Here is a 19,371-nt window from a genome sequence, read left to right on the forward strand (position 1 = left end):
CTTTCCGACTGGGTCGTCGGCACGGTGACGCATTGTATCGGAAAGCCGAGCGGCGTGCTCGGCCTTGCCGATGCTCAGGCGGCCTCCACTTGCACAGGTACGCCATTGAGGGCGGCGTTGCCGGATACGCCATCACGCAAGTGCTCGTCGGTCAGGTCATTGGCGCTCACTCCTGGCTGGGCACTGGCTACCTGCAAGCGCGCGCCCTGGCGCCCGTGACCGTAGCCATGGGGCAGGCTGACCACTCCTGGCATCATCTCCTCGCTGGCTTGGACAGGCACTTCGATCACGCCGGTGCGTGAGCGGATTCGCACCATCTGCCCGTCCACCAACTGACGGTGGCGCAGATCCTCCGGATGCATCAACAGATGATGCCGCGGTTTGCCTTTGACCAGCCGATGATAGTTGTGCATCCACGAATTGTTGCTGCGCACATGGCGGCGGCCGATCAGCAACAACTGGCCCACCGTCGGCGCTGCCTGCCGGGCCAGGCGTTGCAGATCACCGAGCAGCACCGCCGGTGCGGCTTCGACTTTGCGGCTGGTCGTGCGCAAGCGCGGCGCAAGGTTGGCCGCCAGTGGTCCTAGATCCAGGCCGTGGGGGTGTTCATCGAGCCTCTGCAGGGAAAGCTTCCAGGACGACTCGTCACCATAAGGGCCCCTGCGCAAGGCAAAGTCGATCATCCGTGCCGGTGGCAGGGTGGCCTTGAGCTCGGCCTGCGCACGCTGGGCAAAGGCTTCGGCCAGGCCCACGAAAATCTCCCAGTCATGCAGTGCCCCCTCCGGCTTGGGCAGGATCGCCCGGTTGAAACGGGTGACATTGCGCACAGCCAGCAGGTTGAAGGTGGAATCGTAGTGATCATTCTCCAGCGCCGAGGTGGAGGGCAGGATCAGGTCGGCATGACGCGTGGTCTCGTTGATGTAGAGGTCGATGCTGAGCATGAACTCCAGGCCGGCCAGCGCCTGGTCCAGGCGCCGCCCGTTGGGCGTGGACAACACCGGGTTGCCGGCCACGGTCACCAACGCCCGCACTTGCCCGTCACCGGGCTCGAGGATCTCCTCGGCCAAGGCCGAGACCGGCAGCTCGCCAGCATATTCGGGCAATCCCGAGACACGACTGCGCCATTGGTCGAAGTGGCCACCCGATGTGCTGGCGACCAGATCGACAGCCGGCTCGGTGCACAACGCACCACCCACTCGATCAAGGTTGCCGGTGACCAGGTTGATCAATTGCACCAACCAGTGGCACAACGAACCGAAGGCCTGGGTCGATACCCCCATCCGGCCGTAGCACACGGCCTTGTCGGCAGCGCCGAAGTCCCGCGCCAATCGGCGGATGTCCTCGGCCGGGATGCCGCACAACGCGCTCATGCTGGCGGCATCGAACGGCAGGATCGCCTCGCGCACCTGCTCCAAGCCATTGATCGGCAAGTGCGAGCCACGGGCCAGGCCCTCGACGAACAGGGTGTGCAACAGCCCACACAGCAACGCTGCGTCGCCGCCGGGGCGGATGAACAGGTGCCGGTCGGCCAGTAACGCCGTCTCGCTGCGCCGCGGATCCACCACCACCAGCTGCCCGCCCCTGGCCTTGAGCGCCTTCAGGCGCTTTTCCACGTCGGGGACGGTCATGATGCTGCCATTGGAAGCCAGGGGGTTGCCGCCAAGGATCAGCATGAACTGCGTGTGGTCGATGTCCGGGATGGGCAGCAACAGACCATGGCCGTACATCAGGTGGCTGGTCAGGTGCTGCGGCAGTTGGTCCACCGAGGTGGCCGAGAAGCGGTTGCGGGTCTTGAGCAGGCCGAGGAAGTAATTGCTGTGGGTCATCAAGCCATAGTTGTGCACGCTGGGGTTGCCCTGGTAGACCGCAACAGCATTGCGCCCATGGGCCTGCTGCACCGCCCACAGCCGCTGTGCGGCGAAGGCGAAGGCCTCATCCCAGCCAATCGCCTGCCACTGGTCACCGATGCGCCGATGAGGCTGGCGCAGGCGGTCAGGGTCTTCCTGGATGTCCTGCAGGGCGACCGCCTTCGGGCAGATATGGCCGCGGCTGAACGGATCCTGCGGATCGCCCTTGATCGAGCTGATCCGCGGCGGCCCTTCCGCCCCATGGGTAACTTCGATGTTCAGGCCACAAATGGCCTCGCACAGGTGACAGGCTCGGTGATGCAGGGTCTTGGTCATGGCCGCCTCTGCCTTGTTGTTCGCAAGGCTCGACTATGCGCCGGCCAACCGATGCCCGCCAGCGAGGTTCGCAGCGTGAATCGGACGACATCAGGCAGACGGTTCACGACAACAGGTTTGCCAAACGCGCATCGAGCCGTGTACAACCGCTGTAGCAAATAAAAAACAGCTGCTCGCCAAAGGCTTACGACACCCTTTGACACAGAGGCGCTGTTTCCCCTCTTGGTTTCAGGCGACATTTAATTATAGTATTGCGCCTTTCCCTATTCCGTCCGCCCCGTGCGGCTTACGCCGCAGGTCACTCCCGTTGTCAACAAAACCCATACGGTCGACCTGCAAAACGTTGCAGATAAGGTAGTCAATCATGAGCGCTAGGCACTTTCTCTCCCTGCTGGATTTCACCGCTGACGAATTGCTCGGCGTGATCCGTCGCGGCATCGAGCTGAAGGACCTGCGTAAACGAGGCGTGCTGTTCGAGCCGTTGAAGAACCGCGTGCTGGGGATGATCTTCGAGAAATCCTCGACCCGTACCCGAGTGTCCTTCGAAGCGGGCATGATCCAGCTTGGCGGCCAGGCGATCTTCCTGTCGCCGCGCGACACCCAACTGGGCCGCGGCGAGCCGATCGCCGACAGCGCCATCGTACTGTCGAGCATGGTCGACGCGGTGATGATCCGTACCCACGCCCACAGCACCCTCACCGAATTCGCCGCCAACTCGAAGGTGCCGGTCATCAATGGCCTGTCCGACGAATCGCACCCCTGCCAGCTGCTGGCCGACATGCAGACCTTCTTCGAGCACCGTGGCGCGATCCAGGGCAAGACCGTGGCCTGGGTCGGCGACGGCTTCAACATGTGCAACTCCTATATCGAAGCTGCCGTGCAGTTCGATTTCCAGCTGCGCATCACTTGCCCTGAAGGCTACGAGCCCGATCCGCGCTTCCTGCAACTGGGTGGCGACCGCGTGCAGATCATCCGTGATCCGAAGGAAGCCGTGCGTGGCGCCCACCTGGTAACCACGGATGTCTGGACTTCCATGGGCCAGGAAGAGGAAACTGCACGGCGCCTGGCGCATTTCGCGCCTTACCAGGTCACCCGCGAACTGCTCGACCTGGCGGCACCCGACGCCCTGTTCATGCATTGCCTGCCCGCCCACCGTGGCGAGGAAATCAGCCAGGACCTGCTCGACGACCCCCGTTCAGTCGCCTGGGACGAAGCTGAGAACCGCCTGCATGCGCAGAAGGCCCTTCTGGAATTCCTTGTAGAACCGGCTTACCACCACGCATGAGTCAACAGCTACTGCTCAACCTGCGCAACCTGGCCTGCGGCTATGGCGACCAGCGCATCGTCCAGAACCTCAACCTGCACCTCAACGCGGGCGACATCGGTTGCCTGCTAGGGTCCTCCGGTTGCGGCAAGACCACCACGCTGCGCGCCATCGCCGGGTTCGAGCCGGTGCACGAAGGCGAGATCCAGCTGGGCGGCGAGGTCATCTCCCGCGCCGGGTTCACCCTGGCGCCGGAGAAACGCCGGATCGGCATGGTGTTCCAGGACTACGCGCTGTTCCCCCACCTGACCGTCGCGCAGAACATCGCCTTCGGCATCGGCAAGCACCCGCACCAGGCCATGGTGATCGAGGAGATGCTCGAACTGGTCAAGCTGGCTGGCCTCGGCGGCCGTTACCCGCACGAGCTGTCGGGCGGCCAGCAGCAACGCGTGGCCCTGGCCCGGGCGCTTGCACCGAAGCCACAGCTGCTGTTGCTTGACGAACCCTTCTCCAACCTCGACGTGGAGCTGCGCCGACGCTTGAGCCATGAGGTCCGCGACATCCTCAAGAGCCGCGGCACCAGCGCCATCCTGGTCACCCACGACCAGGAAGAAGCCTTTGCCGTCAGCGACCACGTGGGGGTGTTCAAGGAGGGGCGCCTGGAGCAGTGGGACACGCCCTACAACCTCTACCACGAGCCGCAAACGCCGTTCGTCGCCAGCTTCATCGGCCAGGGTTACTTCATTCGCGGCCAGATGAGCAGCCACGAGGCAGTGACCACCGAACTCGGCGAGCTGCGCGGCAACCGGGCCTATACCATGGCGCCCGGAAGCTCGGTGGACGTGTTGTTGCGCCCCGACGATATCATCCATGCCCCCGACAGCACGCTACGGGCACAGGTCATCGGCAAAAGCTTCCTCGGCGCTTCGACCTTGTATCGCCTGCAGCTTCCCACCGGCAGCCAGCTAGAAGCGATCTTCCCCAGCCACAACGACCACTCGCTCGGCCAGGACGTCGGCATCGCCGTGGCCGCCGATCATCTCGTGCTGTTCCCGGTCCCCGGTAGCGTTGCTGCGCAGCTACCGCGCCAGGAGAACGGCGTGCGTCGCATCAGCTCGGCGCTCTGAGGTTCGACAGCTCGCGGGGCAAGCCCGCTCCCGCGCCCTGTCGCAGGCGTGGGCGCGCTTGCCCTGATCGCTTTGCATCACACCCTCAAAGTACCAGAGGCCACCAGGCGGGCCTGTCCACCGATCTTCACCCGCTCCCCTTCCAGCCGGCAGAACAGCTCGCCACCGCGTGTCGAGCGCTGGAACGCGTGCAACTGCGGTTTGCCCAGGCGTGCCGCCCAGTAAGGAATGAGCGAGCAGTGGATTGAACCGGTGACCGGATCCTCAGGGATTCCGATACCCGGCGCAAAATAGCGCGACACGAAATCATGCTCTTCGCCCGGCGCCGTCACGATCACCCCCGGCCCCGGCAAGCGGGCCAGCGCCGCCATGTCCGGCCTGCAGGCGCGCACCGCCTGCTCCGAGCCGAGCACCACCAGCAGCTCGCGGGCCTGGTAAACCTCCCGAACCTCACAGCCCAGCGCTTCGGCCACCGCGACCGGCTCGGCCAGCGGCTGCGGATCGACGCGTGGGAAGTCCAGCCACAGGCGCCCGCCCTCACGGCTGACGCCCAACCGGCCGGATTGGCAGTGAAAATCCAGGTGCGATGCGTCTACGCCATAGACCTCGAACAGCACGTGGGCACTGGCCAGGGTGGCGTGGCCGCACAAGGGCACCTCGGTGCCAGGAGTGAACCAGCGGATCCGATACCCCGCGCCTTCAGCTACCACGAACGCGGTTTCGGCGAGGTTGTGCTCGGCGGCGATCTGCTGCATCAGCCTGCCGTCAAGCCACTGTTCCAGGCAGTAGACGATGGCCGGGTTGCCGGCAAAAGGGCGATCGCTGAAGGCGTCCACCTGATGATAATGCAACTGCATGCCACGACTCCTGTATTGGGCTGTCAATCGCCCGAGCATGCGACATGCCGCCAGCGGCCGACAGTGACAGCGTCGTGGATTTTCAATCAGTACAGATGTTAACCGCGGCCGATCTCGGCGAACTGTGCCTGGGTGTGGGTAGCGAGCACCGTTGCCGCCAGCTCCACTTCGAGGCCACGGCGGCCAGCGCTCACATGAATCGTTTCATGTTGTTGCGCGGTTTGGTCGATAAAAGTGCGCAGGCGCTTCTTCTGCCCCAGCGGGCTGATCCCGCCAACCAGGTAGCCCGTGGCACGCTGGGCAGCCTGCGGGTCGGCCATCTCGCACTTCTTCACGCCGGCCGCATGGGCCAACGCCTTCAGATCGAGCGTCCCGCCCACCGGTACCACCGCCACCAGCAGCTCGCCTTTTTCGCTGCTGGCAAGCAGCGTCTTGAACACCCGCAATGGGTCAAGGCCGAGCTTTTCCGCCGCTTCCAGGCCGTACGACGCAGATTTCGGATCATGTTCGTAGCTGTGCACGCGGTGCTCGGCACGCGCCTTTTTCAGCAGGTCCAGGGCGGGGGTCATCAACGGCTCCAGGCGATCATAAGTCGCTCGGTACTTTAGGGTAAATCCGCCGGGGCAGCCAGTGCACGACCCAGGCTAGAGCAGCGGCCAGGGATTCACGGCGCGGCATGGCAGTCAGAATGTGGCCATGCGTTCATTTTCGACCTTTGACATCAGCGTTTCTTGTCTATATTTTTTCGTTTATGAATAAATGGTGCACCTATAAGGTGCGCTTCCTGTACCTGCCCGGCGTCAATGGGGATCGACTCCGGGCTTTTTGCTGTCGAGCGCCCAGCGCCTCACAACAACAAGAACCGAGGTCATACATGACGACTGCTCTACGACAACCCACGCTATCTGCCCAGTGCCTGGCCGAATTCCTCGGCACTGCCCTGCTCATCTTCTTCGGTACCGGCTGTGTCGCCGCGCTCAAGGTCGCCGGTGCCAGCTTTGGCCTGTGGGAGATAAGCATCATCTGGGGGGTCGGGGTGAGCATGGCGATCTACCTCACCGCAGGCGTGTCCGGCGCGCACCTGAACCCAGCGGTCAGCATTGCGCTCGCCGTGTTCGCCGGCTTCGACAAGCGCAAGCTGCCGTTCTACATGCTCGCCCAGGTGTGCGGCGCATTCTGCGGCGCCGCGTTGGTGTACTTCCTGTACAGCAACCTGTTCTTCGATTTCGAACAAAGCCACGCCATGCTGCGTGGCAGCCAGGCCAGTCTCGAGCTGGCCTCGGTGTTCTCCACCTACCCGCATCCGGCGCTGTCCACCGGGCAGGCCTTCCTGGTCGAAGTGATCATTACCGCCATCCTGATGGCGGTGATCATGGCCCTGACCGACGACAACAATGGCCTGCCCCGCGGCGCCACCGCACCCCTGCTGATCGGCCTGCTGATCGCCGTGATCGGTAGCGCTATGGGCCCGCTGACCGGCTTTGCGATGAACCCGGCGCGCGATTTCGGGCCTAAACTCATGACCTTCCTGGCCGGCTGGGGCGAAATCGCCTTCACCGGCGGGCGCGATATTCCGTATTTCCTGGTACCGGTGTTCGCGCCGATCCTCGGTGCCAGTCTGGGCGCGGCCCTGTACCGCGGGCTGATCGCCCGCAACTTGCCGACGACACAAGCCGTGACCCAGCAGACAGACGATAATCCTCAGGGCGACACCCAGGTTTCCTGATGCCAGCGCCGGGCCCGGACCGCAAGTCCGGCGCCCGCCACGCCCTGACCTACTCCCATATTCGTGCAAGGCCACCGACATGACCGATACCCTGGACAAGAACTACATCATCGCCCTGGACCAGGGCACCACCAGTTCGCGCGCCATCATCTTCGATCGCGACGCCAACGTGGTGGGCACCTCGCAGCGTGAGTTCGCCCAGCACTACCCACAGGCGGGCTGGGTCGAGCACGACCCGATGGAAATCTTCGCCACCCAGAGCGCGACCATGGTCGAGGCCCTGGCCCAGGCCGGCATCAGCCACGCCCAGGTCGCAGCCATCGGCATCACCAACCAGCGCGAAACCACCGTCGTCTGGGACAAGGAAACCGGGCGCCCGGTGTACAACGCCATCGTCTGGCAATGCCGGCGCAGCACCGAGATCTGCGCCCAGCTCAAGCGTGACGGCCATGAGCAGTACATCCGCGAGGCCACTGGCCTGGTCACCGACCCGTACTTCTCCGGCACCAAGCTCAAGTGGATCCTCGATAACGTCGAGGGCGTGCGTGAACGCGCCGAGCGTGGCGAGCTGCTGTTCGGCACCATCGATACCTGGCTGATCTGGAAGTTCTCCGGCGGCAAGGTGCATGTCACCGACTACACCAACGCCTCGCGCACGCTGATGTTCAACATCCACAGCCTGCAATGGGACGACAAGCTCCTCGATATCCTCGGCATCCCAAGCCAGATGCTGCCCCAGGTTCGTCCGTCGTCCGAAGTCTACGGCCATACCAAGAGCGGCATCGCCATCGCCGGTATCGCCGGCGACCAGCAAGCGGCCCTGTTCGGCCAGATGTGCGTGGAGCCCGGCCAGGCCAAGAACACCTACGGTACCGGGTGCTTCCTGCTGATGAACACCGGCGACAAGGCGGTGCAGTCGTCCCATGGCCTGCTCACCACCATCGCCTGCGGCCCGCGTGGCGAAGTGGCCTACGCCCTCGAAGGCGCGGTCTTCAACGGTGGCTCCACCGTGCAGTGGCTGCGCGACGAACTGAAGATCGTCAACGACGCCTACGACACCGAATACTTCGCCAGCAAGGTCAAGGACAGCAACGGCGTTTACCTGGTGCCGGCCTTCACCGGCCTGGGCGCGCCCTACTGGGACCCGTATGCCCGGGGGGCGCTGTTCGGCTTGACCCGTGGCGTCAAGGTCGATCACATCATCCGTGCCGCCCTGGAGTCGATCGCCTACCAGACCCGCGACGTGCTCGACGCCATGCAGCAGGACTGCGGCCAGCGCCTGTCCGAACTGCGTGTGGACGGTGGCGCGGTGGCCAACAACTTCCTCATGCAGTTCCAGGCCGACATTCTCGGCACCTGCGTCGAACGCCCGAAAATGCGCGAAACCACAGCGCTGGGCGCGGCCTACCTGGCAGGCCTGGCCTGCGGTTTCTGGAGCGGCCTGGACGAGCTGCGCGACAAGGCGATCATCGAGCGCGAGTTCAGCCCGCAGCTGGACGAAACGGCCAAAGAGAAGCTGTACAAGGGCTGGCGCAAGGCTGTCGATCGCACCCGCGACTGGGAAGATCACGACGACTGATCCCGCAAGCATCGCGGGGCAAGTCGCAGCGGCGTACCGCCGATGCGACTTGCCCCGCGGTAAGCCTTTACGCATTAACCAGACTGGTCCTACACCACGACCTACGGCATCATTGCAGAATTTGTCCGGCTGCCCCAAAGGACCGCCCATGAATCTGCCTCCACGCCAACAACAAATCCTCGAGCTGGTCCGCGAACGCGGCTATGTCAGCATCGAGGAAATGGCGCAGCTGTTCGTCGTCACCCCACAGACCATCCGCCGCGATATCAACCAGCTCGCCGAAGCCAACCTGTTACGCCGCTACCATGGTGGCGCCGCCTACGACTCGAGCATCGAAAACACCGCCTACGCCATGCGCGCCGACCAGATGCGCGACGAGAAGCAACGTATCGCCGACGCCGTGGCCCGGCAGATTCCCGACCATGCCTCGCTGTTCATCAACATCGGCACCACCACCGAATCCATCGCCCGCGCCCTGCTCAACCACAATCACCTGAAAGTCATCACCAACAACCTGCACGTGGCGGCGATCCTGGCGGCCAAGGACGACTTCGAAGTGCTGGTGGCCGGCGGCACGGTACGCCGCGACGGTGGCGTGGTCGGCCAGGCGAGCGTCGACTTCATCAACCAGTTCAAGGTCGATTTCGCCGTGGTCGGCATCAGCGGCATCGATGAGGACGGCAGCCTGCTGGACTTCGACTACCAGGAAGTACGGGTATCCCAGGCAATCATCGCCAATGCTCGCCAGGTGCTACTGGCCGCGGACTCTAGCAAGTTCGGCCGCAATGCCATGGTTCGCCTGGGCTCGATCAGCCTGGTCGACTGCCTGGTGACCGACCAGGCGCCTTCCCCGGCCCTGACCCAACTGCTCAACCAGTACAAGATCCGCCTCGACGTGGTTTGAGTCCAAGGGCCTCGCCCCGCCCCCTTGCGTACCGCTGGGTCGAGTACCGTCCCGGCGGCACTTGATCTCTGCCTTGCAAATCGACACCCTGCCTTTTCGCAAATGTTCATTTCCCTGTCACCCGATCAGTTTTTTCTATGAAGACTGACTGGCAGCCGCCTGTTCATTACGCTACTATTTTCGGAAACGAACATTAATGTTCACATTCGATGTGAACAGCCCCAGGAGGCCTTGCCCGTGTCCCAGCCCGTTTCGTCCCAGCCACCCCTCCAAGACTGCTACGACCTCGCCGTTATCGGCGGTGGCATCAATGGCGTGGGCATTGCTGCCGATGCCGCCGGGCGCGGCCTCAAGGTGTTCCTTTGCGAAAAGGACGACTTGGCCCAGCACACCTCCTCGGCCAGCAGCAAACTGATACACGGCGGCCTGCGCTATCTGGAGCACTACGAGTTCCGCCTGGTGCGCGAAGCGCTGGCCGAACGCGAAGTGCTGCTGGCCAAGGCACCGCACATCGTCAAACCCATGCGTTTTGTGCTGCCTCATCGCCCGCACCTGCGCCCGGCCTGGATGATCCGCGCCGGCTTGTTCCTTTACGATCACCTCGGCAAGCGCAAGCGCCTGGGCGCTTCGCGCAGCCTGCGCTTCGGCCCTGGCTACCCGCTAAAACCCACCATTACCCGCGGCTTCGAATATGCCGACTGCGCCGTCGATGACGCCCGCCTGGTCGTGCTCAACGCCATGGCCGCGCGCGAACACGGTGCCGACATTCTCACCCGCACCCGCTGCTTGCGGGCCGAACGTGTCGATGGCCTCTGGCAGGTAGACTTGCAACACGCCGATGGCAGCCTGCAGACCATTCGTGCGCGCGCCCTGGTCAACGCCGCCGGCCCATGGGTCGCCAGCTTCATCAAGGACGACCTCAAGCTCGACGCGCCGTACGGCATTCGCCTGATCCAGGGCAGCCACCTCATCGTGCCGCGCCTGTACGAAGGCGACCACGCCTACATCCTGCAGAACGAAGACCAGCGCATCGTCTTCTGCATCCCTTACCTGGACCGCTTCACCCTGATAGGCACCACTGACCGCGAGTACAGCGGCGACCCTGCCAAGGTAGCGATCACCGAGCAGGAAACCGACTACCTGCTGAAGGTCGTCAACGAGCACTTCAACCATCAACTGAGCCAAGCCGACATCCTGCATACCTACTCCGGGGTGCGGCCGTTGTGCAACGATGAGTCGGACAACCCTTCGGCAGTGACCCGCGACTACACCCTCGCCCTCTCCGCACAAACAGGCCAGGCGCCGCTCCTGTCAGTGTTCGGCGGCAAGCTCACCACCTACCGCAAGCTGGCCGAATCGGCCATGGCTGAACTGAAGCCCTTCTTTACCCAGATGCGCGGCAGCTGGACTGCCGACGCGCCACTGCCAGGCGCCGAGGGGATGACCACGGTGCCGGCGCTGATCGATGCCGTACTGGCACGTTGTGGCTGGCTGCCTGCCGACATCGCCAAACGCTGGGTGCTCACCTACGGCAGCCGGGTGTGGCGGCTGCTCGATGGCATTGATGGGCCCGAGGGGTTGGGACAGGCTATCGGGGCCGGGCTGTTCACCCGCGAGGTAGATTACCTGCTGAAGGAAGAATGGGCCGTGCAAGCCGCTGATATCCTCTGGCGTCGTACCAAGCTGGGCCTGTCGCTGACCGCGCAGGAGCAGATGGCTCTGGAGGCGTACTTGCAGCAAGCCCGCAAGCTGCGCGCCAATAGCCGCGCAGCCTGACAGTGACCATGAAGCCCTCTTGATGGGTCAAGAGGGCTTACCCGGCCAGCGCTCATGGGCTTCGCGCGCCAACCGCAACAGCAATGCCCGCTCGCTGCGATCGTAATCAGTCTTCAGTGCTTCACAGCGTTGCAGAAACTCGCTTTCGTTGATCACTTGCTCATCTACCTGAGCCTGTAGGGCCTCCATGCGCTGGTGCAGTGGTTGAACCAGCTCTTCAAATCGCTGGGCATGAAAGTCCCGCGCGTATCGTTCCCAGAAAGGCCGCTGTGCCAACGAGGCAATCAGAGCATCCGCCGACTCGTGCTGCAAGACCGTGTCCTGGGCCCGCAGCAGATCACTGGTGGTTACGTTCGCAAAACTCGGGAAATGCATTTCGTCGATCTCGACAGGCAAGCCCAACGGACGCGCAAGCCGCTGCCTGTAGAAGAGCCTGGTCTCAATTTCATCGATAATAGGGGCGTGCTCGGCATGCAAGCGTTGCACGTGCAGGGTAGCGAGGCGGTCGACCTCGTCCAGCCTGAACAAGTCACGCCCCAAGTTCAGCAACCGGGCTTCTATCTGGTTGCCATGGGCATCTTCGACGGCACGCAGTACCAAAACCCCAAGTTCCATCTGCTCCAGCAGCATCAGCAACTGGTCTACACAGCCGCGTGGGCCAGAGGCCTCGAGAAACAACTGTTGGCGCAACCGTTCGTGCTGTTCGCATGCTTCCAGAATCCGCCAGATCCGGCTGCGATAATGCCCAGGGTGCTGTTCGAAGTCCTGGGTAATGGCGAAGTCCGCCAAAAACTGGAACAACCCTCCCGACTCCGGTTCCCCGCGCAGCGCTGTCCATATTGCCTGCTGGCGATCACGTTCACTGTCGCCTGCACGGTTGGCCCAGTTGTCGAACAGATCGCTGTCGATTGCACGGTGGCGCGCGGACGCTGACCCCCAACTTCCCGGCGTCACACCGCGCGCCTCATCCAGCAGTAATCTGTCAGCTTCGCTCAGTGGATTGTCATGCAAGGACAAATGGTTCACCTGCAAGCGCAACTGGTGCAACTCCTGGCGCAGTGCGCGGATGTTGTTGTTACGCAAGTCCACATGGGCACGAAACGAAATCCGCTCAGGCAACGCCTCCAGGCTCGCAGCGCGCAGGTTGACTTCACGCAGATTGCCGAGGCGAGTGAGGACCGGCGCCCTTCCCAGCGGGTTGTGGCTCAGGTCCAGGTGCCGCAGGGCGGCACTCCCGGCCAGACGCAATTCACCGGCCTCGTCCATCACCAGCCTGTTGCGGCTCAGGTTCAAATGGCGCAGATGGGACAACCGTTCAATGCCCTGAGGAACACCAGTCAAGCGATTGCCGGACAGGTCGAGCTCAACCAGATTGGGAAAGCGCCGAAGAAAATCCTGATTGATTTCACCAAGGCCCAGGTCGCTGAGGATCAGCCGTCGCACATGAACAAAGCTCACCCCCTCCGGTAAATGGGGCAGGCTACCGATACGCTCCCCGGTGATGATCAGCGCGTGGTCCCCGGCCTCGTCGGTTATCTTGCGCCGCCAACTGCGCCTTATGGCGGTAGCGACCCGGCGGCGGCGTAGAGCGTCCAGCGGGTTACTGGCGTCCCTACGCCACTGACGCAGGCCTTCACGCAGGCGCGTGAGCTGATCCATGAGCTGGCTATAGTGCTCCCACAACCCGACCCGCCGTTCCATGAGGTCGAGCAGGTAGGCTTGCAGTTCCCCGTCAGTCATTGTCGGAAACACTTGGTGAATACCCCGGCCAATGGCACGTCGGCTGCTTTCACCTCGCCCACTCAAGACATAACCGATACGCCCATCCCCCAAACGGCTGGGGGGGCGCAGGCCAACGCCCAGTCGGGGCATGCCACAGAGCTCGGCCGCCTGGGTACGGTCGCTGGCAGCGGCCTCGATCAGCAAAGTGCCCAAAGCGTCAGGACTGGCAGCTGCGTCGCCAAGATCGGCTGTCTGCGTCTCATCCAGAGCAGCCAACAACGCCGCAAGATATGAACCGGTCGTGTTTTGGCCGGCATAGTGGTAGCCGTCGCTGCGGCGTACGATACACCGTACGTCCTGCGCAGCCTCGGCGCCCATGCCGGCCAAGTATCGCCCACCAGGGCTAGCGTCGCGCACTTCGATGCGTAAGTCGTCCGGCCAATTCACTTGACGCTTCAGTAAGCCCAAGGCCAGGCGTTCAGTGTCGGGATTGACGCAACGCGGCAGACGCAAGCCAGCGCATGCCCTGTCCAGACGGCTCTCGCGCAGTGACCACCGTGCACGCTCGGCCACCGCCAAAGGAATCCGCTGCATGGCGCTGAGAGTATCGAGCTGCGCCCCGCTGCAGTGCTGCAGCAGCTCATGCGTACAGCGTGCCGACAGGCCTGGGAAAGTGCGCTGCAACAGCCGCTCGATGCCGTTGGGCCGTACTTGCCGGGCAGCAACGTGTTGCGCCAGTTGTGGTGCGCTGTAGTCCGGGTGGCGCTCATGTGCCTGATAAAGCTCCAGGGCATCGAGCAACCGTGCAGGTGCGCCGGTGTGTTCGACATGCAAACGGCGAACCTGTGCTTCACTCAGCCCTGTCACCTGCAGCAGGTAATCACAAGCCTGCGCCGGTAGCTCTGCCAGCGGTGTACTCAAGCGGCGGACCAGATTGGCCCGCCCTTCCCAGCCCTGGGGAGCTTCGAGTTCATGACGCCAGCCGCCGGCTCCGTTCTGTTCGATCACCGGCCGGTAGGCACTGGGACGGCGAGGGTGCAGGATCCTGGAGCGGCCATCCTGCGGATCCTCCATCACCCTGTAACGCCCCTCATTGAGGTGCCAGAGCCATTCCTGCGCGCCGACACCACGCACCGATTGGGTATCGTAACCTGGCAGGTCCGTAGCCATGAGCTTGACCTTGCCAGCAGCGTGGCATACCGGCGCCAATTCATCCACGAAGGCCACACGCTCCAGGGCGCGCACGGCAATTTTGCTGCCAGCGGCGATCATCCCGCCTACCACAACGTTTTCGGCAACGTTGAACAGGTGGTTCAACGCCCCTTCGCGATCCCCCATGCGCCAATCTTCGTACCCTTCATACACTTCATCAGCCAGCTGTACCGCATTGGCTACCAGCAACACTTCACCCAGCACTGGCACGAAGAACCCCGCCACGTTCAGCAAGTCCATACCCAGTTCTTTGTAGCCCCGCATGCGCGCTTCGCGGTCTTCATCATCCTCGACATCGGTGGGCACGGCGAGCACTTTGGCGTCGTCCCTGACCTTGGCGATGAATTGCCGGCGCAGGTGTGCGAACGGCGCATCAGTGATCGTTGCAGAACGAGCGTCAAGTTCAACCCCGGCCGCCTGCGCCTGTGCGACCCGTTCGTTCAATACGCGATAGAAATTGACCCGCTCTCGCTCGGTAATGAAGCGTGCGAAAAAGCGCCGATATGCCGGCTTGAGAAAGCGCTTTCCGAGGTAGGTGTCGAGGGCGTTCCAGCTGGCATGGCCGGAGACAGGCGCAAGCGGGTCACCGGGTATCCAAAGCACCACCGACTCGACTGCACCATCCGTCGAGGGACGCACTTCCAGCGTCAGCACACCTTGAATCGGGCGGCCCAGCAGGTACAGCTGTCGGGGTACAACAGTACCAACCCGCGCAGGCACCACCGGCTTTTCGGCAACAAGCGGCAACAACAACCAATACGTGCGTTCGTCAATTTCGCCTTTGAACACAGCGATCCGCATCGCCACCTCGAAATTGGCCCTGAAACTCGCCTCGAACTGCCCGTGCAAGCGAGCGGTGGCCTGGCCCGGCTCATCCTGGGGGCCATCCTCAGGCTGCAGGTGGTGGGTGAGCAACGCCTGATACTTGCCACCGGCATCTATTTCACGACACGCCGAGGCAAACGCATGGAAGCTCATTGGCAGGCGTTTGCCGTCGCCATCGACCAGTTCACCCTTGAGCATGTGCCCGGGGCGCGTTTCCTTGCGATGATAGTTATGCAGCGCCGCCGCCAGCAAAGATCGCCCGGAGCGACGAACATAGGTTGGCCGCAGCAGAACAGGCGAAGCGCTGGGCAGCAACAACCGCTTCGAGATCCGCACCTTGCAGCTGTTCACATCCGGGTTGCTGATGCCGCTGTTGCGCAGTTTCGTTGTGAGCAACGCTGCTGTGTAGGCCTGCAGAGAAGGGATGGCCTGGAGGATCGGGCCAAGCCGAGCATTGCAGTTCGCCTGTCGGCGCAGGGCGTTACGTAACGCATCGAGCCTTTCCGGTTGCGCGTGGTCGACTAGCCATCGGGGCAGGTTCTGGGCAATCAGGCTATCGATGGAGCCTTTCGGCGGCTGGTGCGGTGACATCTGCGGAGCTCTCCAGGCAAAGAGGACAGCTCACTACGCCCAAGCACGTACCGGGCACTGCCTAGTTACCGCATGCACACACGCAAGGTGTTGTAGCGCAATGCGTTCGGACAACCGAACGGGAAAGCAGCATTCATTCGGCCAAACGAACGCTACTGGGATCTCTAGACTGTCAAGCGCGAGCAATACACGTGGTTTAAGGTCGACAGCATGGCTTGGCACGAGTCATGCTCTACACTTGGAAGCCGAATGCACACCGCTTCATGCTGTATTCGTTGAACGAAAGAGTCCGCCAACGGCTCCATAAAAAAAACAAACACGTCGAGGAAAATTTGATGCGTATCGTTCGTCAATTGCTGGGCGCCGCCATCGCGGCTGCAGTCATCGCATCGCCGGTCATGGCTGAAGAGCTGACCGGTACTCTGAAGAAGATCAAGGATTCGGGCACCATCACCCTGGGCCACCGTGACTCTTCCATTCCGTTCTCCTACCTGGCCGGCAGCACCACACCGGTCGGTTACTCCCACGACATCCAGCTGGCCGTCGTCGAAGCCCTGAAAAAGCAACTGGGCACCGACATCAAGGTCAAGTACAACCTGGTAACCTCGCAAACCCGCATCCCGCTGGTGCAGAACGGCACCGTGGACCTTGAGTGCGGCTCCACCACCAACAACGTCGAGCGCCAGCAGCAAGTCGGCTTCTCGGTAGGCATCTTCGAAGTCGGCACACGCCTGCTGACCAAGGTCAAGGATGGTCAACCGTCCTATAAAGACTTCCCGGACCTGGCCGGCAAGAACGTGGTGACCACCGCCGGGACCACCTCCGAGCGCATCCTCAAGGCGATGAACGCCGACAAGCAGATGAAGATGAACGTGATCTCCGCCAAGGACCACGGCGAAGCCTTCAACATGCTCGAAGGCGGCCGCGCCGTGGCCTTCATGATGGACGACGCCCTGCTGGCCGGTGAAATGGCCAAGGCCAAGAAACCTGGCGACTGGGTCATCACCGGCACGCCACAGTCGTACGAAATCTACGGCTGCATGGTGCGCAAGGAGGATGCTGCGTTCAAGAAAGCGGTCGACGAAGCCATCGTCGCCTACTTCAAGTCGGGTGAAGTCAACAAGAGCTACGACAAGTGGTTCCAGCAGCCAATTCCGCCAAAGGGCCTGAACCTGCAGTTCCCGATGAGCGACGAGCTGAAGAAGCTGATCGCCGAGCCGACCGACAAGGCAGCGGACGAGAAGAAGTCCTGATCTCCGGCAAATAGTGGCCTGAAGCGCATCCGCGCGAATCCATCCGACAGGCCACTTAGTTAGTGTCTAACCTTTACATCCGAGGGCGTCGAACGCCCCCGGATGTATCGAGGTGCCCGTGAAACAACCGTCTGAGGGGAAATCCCGATGAATTACAACTGGGACTGGGGCGTGTTCTTCAAGTCCACCGGCGTGGGCAGCGAAACCTATCTGGACTGGTACATCACCGGCCTGGGCTGGACCATCACCATCGCCATCACCGCCTGGATCATCGCCTTGCTGCTGGGCTCGCTGCTCGGCGTGATGCGTACCGTACCCAATCGTCTGGTGTCAGGGATCGCCACCGCCTACGTCGAGCTGTTCCGCAATGTGCCGCTGCTGGTGCAGCTGTTCATCTGGTACTTCCTGGTGCCGGACCTGCTGCCCGAAGGCTTGCAGGAGTGGTTCAAGCAGGACCTCAACCCGACCACCTCGGCGCTGATCAGCGTGGTCATCTGCCTGGGCCTGTTCACCGCCGCCCGTGTCTGCGAGCAGGTGCGTACCGGCATCCAGGCGCTGCCCCGCGGCCAGGAGTCGGCCGGGCGCGCGATGGGCTTCAGCCTGCCGCAAATCTACATGAACGTGCTGCTGCCCCAGGCCTACCGGATCATCATTCCGCCGCTCACTTCGGAATTCCTGAACGTTTTCAAGAACTCCTCGGTGGCCTCGCTGATCGGCCTGATGGAGCTGCTGGCGCAGACCAAGCAGACCGCCGAGTTTTCCGCCAACCTGTTCGAGGCGTTCACCCTGGCTACGCTGATCTACTTCACCCTGAACATGGGCCTGATGCTGCTCATGCGCATGGTCGAGAAGAAAGTCGCCGTGCCTGGCCTGATTTCCGTGGGGGGCAAGTAAATGGAAATGGATTTCAGCGAAATCATCCCCGCGCTGCCCGCTCTGTGGGACGGCATGCTGCTGACCCTGCAACTGATGGTCATGGGCGTGGTTGGCGGTATCGCCCTGGGTACCGTCCTGGCCCTGATGCGGCTGTCGTCGAGCAAGCTGCTGGCCAACGTCGCCGGCGCCTACGTCAACTACTTCCGCTCCATCCCGCTGCTGCTGGTGATCACCTGGTTCTACCTGGCGGTGCCTTTCGTGCTGCGCTGGATTACCGGTGAAGACACCCCCGTGGGCGCGTTCACCTCTTGCGTGGTGGCGTTCATGATGTTCGAGGCGGCGTACTTCTGCGAAATCGTGCGTGCCGGCGTGCAGTCGATCTCCAAGGGCCAGATGGGCGCCGCGCAAGCGCTGGGCATGAGCTACGGCCAGTGCATGCGCCTGATCATCCTGCCCCAGGCGTTTCGCAAGATGACCCCGCTGCTGCTGCAACAGAGCATCATCCTGTTCCAGGACACCTCGCTGGTCTACACCGTCGGCCTGATCGACTTCCTCAACTCGGCCCGCGCCAACGGCGACATCATCGGGCGCTCCCACGAGTTCCTGATCTTCGCCGGTGTCGTCTACTTCCTCATCAGCTTCTCCGCTTCCTGGCTGGTCAAGCGCCTGCAAAAAAGGATCGCCGTATGATTTCCATCAAGAACGTCAACAAGTGGTACGGGGACTTCCAGGTACTGACCGACTGCAGCACCGAGGTCAAGAAAGGTGAAGTGGTGGTTGTGTGCGGCCCGTCCGGCTCGGGCAAGTCGACGCTGATCAAGTGCGTCAACGCCCTTGAACCGTTCCAGAAGGGCGACATCGTGGTCGACGGCACCTCCATCGCAGACCCGAAGACCAACCTGCCCAAGCTGCGCTCGCGGGTGGGCATGGTATTCCAGCACTTCGAGCTGTTCCCGCACCTGTCGATCACCGAGAACCTGACCATCGCCCAGCGCAAGGTGCTCGGTCGTAGTGAGGCGGAAGCCACCAAGAAGGGCCTTGCCCTGCTCGACCGCGTCGGCCTCGGCGCCCACGCCAAGAAACACCCCGGCCAGCTGTCCGGCGGCCAGCAGCAGCGCGTGGCGATCGCCCGCGCCCTGTCGATGGACCCGATCGTCATGCTGTTCGACGAACCGACCTCGGCACTGGACCCGGAAATGGTCAACGAAGTGCTGGACGTGATGGTCGAACTCGCCCACGAAGGCATGACCATGATGTGCGTGACCCACGAGATGGGCTTCGCCCGCAAGGTCGCCAACCGGGTGATCTTCATGGACAAGGGCAACATCATCGAGGACTGCCAGAAGGAAGACTTCTTCGGCAACCCCGAAGGCCGCCACGAGCGTACCCAGCACTTCCTCAGCAAGATCCTGCAACACTAAGTCGGCCACAGTGACGCTGCCCGGCCACCTGCCGGGCAGCGGAAGCTGGTCGTGA

General features: G+C 62.7%; 14 protein-coding genes. 10 read left to right on the forward strand and 4 right to left on the reverse strand.

What is annotated here, in order from left to right; all coding sequences use genetic code 11:
* Positions 1–74: 74 nt before the first annotated feature.
* On the reverse strand, positions 75–2,183 hold the full coding sequence (locus ACVWY1_RS23345) for a molybdopterin oxidoreductase family protein (protein WP_277501754.1): 2,109 nt from the start codon (positions 2,181–2,183) through the stop codon (positions 75–77).
* Positions 2,184–2,547: 364 nt separating this feature from the next.
* Here ACVWY1_RS23345 and argF point away from each other — a divergent pair, with 364 nt between their 5' ends.
* Both argF and ACVWY1_RS23355 read left to right on the forward strand, forming a co-directional pair.
* Positions 2,548–3,468 carry an ornithine carbamoyltransferase gene (gene argF / locus ACVWY1_RS23350; RefSeq protein ID WP_046854449.1) on the forward strand — a complete coding sequence of 307 codons (921 nt, stop codon included), beginning with the start codon at positions 2,548–2,550 and terminating at the stop codon, positions 3,466–3,468.
* Complete coding sequence (locus ACVWY1_RS23355; protein ID WP_139669265.1) at positions 3,465–4,574, forward strand: ABC transporter ATP-binding protein; 1,110 nt, start codon at positions 3,465–3,467, stop codon at positions 4,572–4,574. Before argF ends, ACVWY1_RS23355 begins: the two co-directional genes overlap by 4 nt.
* A 77-nt stretch (positions 4,575–4,651) precedes the next feature.
* Here ACVWY1_RS23355 and ACVWY1_RS23360 read toward each other — a convergent pair whose 3' ends face one another.
* Positions 4,652–5,431, reverse strand: coding sequence for a PhzF family phenazine biosynthesis protein (locus ACVWY1_RS23360; protein WP_139669263.1), 780 nt, complete (start codon positions 5,429–5,431; stop codon positions 4,652–4,654).
* A 98-nt stretch (positions 5,432–5,529) separates the two neighbouring features.
* Positions 5,530–6,000 carry a Cys-tRNA(Pro) deacylase gene (gene ybaK / locus ACVWY1_RS23365; protein WP_139669261.1) on the reverse strand — a complete coding sequence of 157 codons (471 nt, stop codon included), beginning with the start codon at positions 5,998–6,000 and terminating at the stop codon, positions 5,530–5,532.
* Positions 6,001–6,305: 305 nt separating this feature from the next.
* On the opposite strand from ybaK, the gene ACVWY1_RS23370 reads away from it, so the two are divergent.
* The 4 genes from ACVWY1_RS23370 to glpD all read left to right on the forward strand — a co-directional run bounded on the left by ACVWY1_RS23370 (position 6,306) and on the right by glpD (position 11,416).
* Positions 6,306–7,157, forward strand: coding sequence for an MIP/aquaporin family protein (locus tag ACVWY1_RS23370; RefSeq protein WP_102684758.1), 852 nt, complete (start codon positions 6,306–6,308; stop codon positions 7,155–7,157).
* Positions 7,158–7,236: 79 nt separating this feature from the next.
* Entirely contained in the window at positions 7,237–8,736 is a 1,500-nt protein-coding gene (glpK, locus tag ACVWY1_RS23375; RefSeq protein ID WP_198755608.1) for a glycerol kinase GlpK, read from the forward strand.
* A gap of 148 nt (positions 8,737–8,884) precedes the next feature.
* Entirely contained in the window at positions 8,885–9,640 is a 756-nt protein-coding gene (glpR, locus tag ACVWY1_RS23380; RefSeq protein ID WP_023629017.1) for a DNA-binding transcriptional repressor GlpR, read from the forward strand.
* A gap of 237 nt (positions 9,641–9,877) precedes the next feature.
* The gene (gene glpD / locus ACVWY1_RS23385) at positions 9,878–11,416 is read left to right on the forward strand and encodes a glycerol-3-phosphate dehydrogenase (RefSeq protein WP_277501757.1); all 1,539 of its coding nucleotides are present in this window, start codon (positions 9,878–9,880) and stop codon (positions 11,414–11,416) included.
* A gap of 27 nt (positions 11,417–11,443) precedes the next feature.
* On the opposite strand, the gene ACVWY1_RS23390 is transcribed toward glpD, so the two are convergent.
* Positions 11,444–15,766, reverse strand: a complete 4,323-nt coding sequence (locus tag ACVWY1_RS23390; RefSeq protein WP_457378816.1) for an NEL-type E3 ubiquitin ligase domain-containing protein — start codon at positions 15,764–15,766, stop codon at positions 11,444–11,446.
* Between the two features lie 335 nt (positions 15,767–16,101).
* On the opposite strand from ACVWY1_RS23390, the gene ACVWY1_RS23395 reads away from it, so the two are divergent.
* From ACVWY1_RS23395 to ACVWY1_RS23410, 4 genes are all read left to right on the forward strand, one after another.
* A complete protein-coding gene (locus ACVWY1_RS23395; protein ID WP_139669254.1) occupies positions 16,102–17,019 on the forward strand; it encodes a glutamate/aspartate ABC transporter substrate-binding protein in 918 nt (305 codons plus the stop codon).
* 147 nt (positions 17,020–17,166) lie between these two features.
* Entirely contained in the window at positions 17,167–17,913 is a 747-nt protein-coding gene (locus ACVWY1_RS23400; protein ID WP_110701949.1) for an amino acid ABC transporter permease, read from the forward strand.
* The gene (locus ACVWY1_RS23405; RefSeq protein ID WP_023629013.1) at positions 17,914–18,585 is read left to right on the forward strand and encodes an amino acid ABC transporter permease; all 672 of its coding nucleotides are present in this window, start codon (positions 17,914–17,916) and stop codon (positions 18,583–18,585) included.
* Entirely contained in the window at positions 18,582–19,316 is a 735-nt protein-coding gene (locus ACVWY1_RS23410; protein WP_038706667.1) for an amino acid ABC transporter ATP-binding protein, read from the forward strand. Before ACVWY1_RS23405 ends, ACVWY1_RS23410 begins: the two co-directional genes overlap by 4 nt.
* Positions 19,317–19,371 lie beyond the last annotated feature (55 nt).

This window comes from Pseudomonas sp. TE6288 (assembly GCF_054062095.1).

Coding starts and splice junctions, on each gene's coding strand:
- ACVWY1_RS23390 (WP_457378816.1), bottom strand. CDS start 15,766: ATGTCACCGCACCAGCCGCCGAAAGGCTCCATCGATAGCCTGATTGCC.
- argF (WP_046854449.1), top strand. CDS start 2,548: ATGAGCGCTAGGCACTTTCTCTCCCTGCTGGATTTCACCGCTGACGAA.
- ACVWY1_RS23410 (WP_038706667.1), top strand. CDS start 18,582: ATGATTTCCATCAAGAACGTCAACAAGTGGTACGGGGACTTCCAGGTA.
- ACVWY1_RS23345 (WP_277501754.1), bottom strand. CDS start 2,183: ATGACCAAGACCCTGCATCACCGAGCCTGTCACCTGTGCGAGGCCATT.
- glpK (WP_198755608.1), top strand. CDS start 7,237: ATGACCGATACCCTGGACAAGAACTACATCATCGCCCTGGACCAGGGC.
- ACVWY1_RS23395 (WP_139669254.1), top strand. CDS start 16,102: ATGCGTATCGTTCGTCAATTGCTGGGCGCCGCCATCGCGGCTGCAGTC.
- ACVWY1_RS23405 (WP_023629013.1), top strand. CDS start 17,914: ATGGAAATGGATTTCAGCGAAATCATCCCCGCGCTGCCCGCTCTGTGG.
- glpR (WP_023629017.1), top strand. CDS start 8,885: ATGAATCTGCCTCCACGCCAACAACAAATCCTCGAGCTGGTCCGCGAA.
- ACVWY1_RS23355 (WP_139669265.1), top strand. CDS start 3,465: ATGAGTCAACAGCTACTGCTCAACCTGCGCAACCTGGCCTGCGGCTAT.
- ACVWY1_RS23360 (WP_139669263.1), bottom strand. CDS start 5,431: ATGCAGTTGCATTATCATCAGGTGGACGCCTTCAGCGATCGCCCTTTT.
- ybaK (WP_139669261.1), bottom strand. CDS start 6,000: ATGACCCCCGCCCTGGACCTGCTGAAAAAGGCGCGTGCCGAGCACCGC.
- ACVWY1_RS23370 (WP_102684758.1), top strand. CDS start 6,306: ATGACGACTGCTCTACGACAACCCACGCTATCTGCCCAGTGCCTGGCC.
- ACVWY1_RS23400 (WP_110701949.1), top strand. CDS start 17,167: ATGAATTACAACTGGGACTGGGGCGTGTTCTTCAAGTCCACCGGCGTG.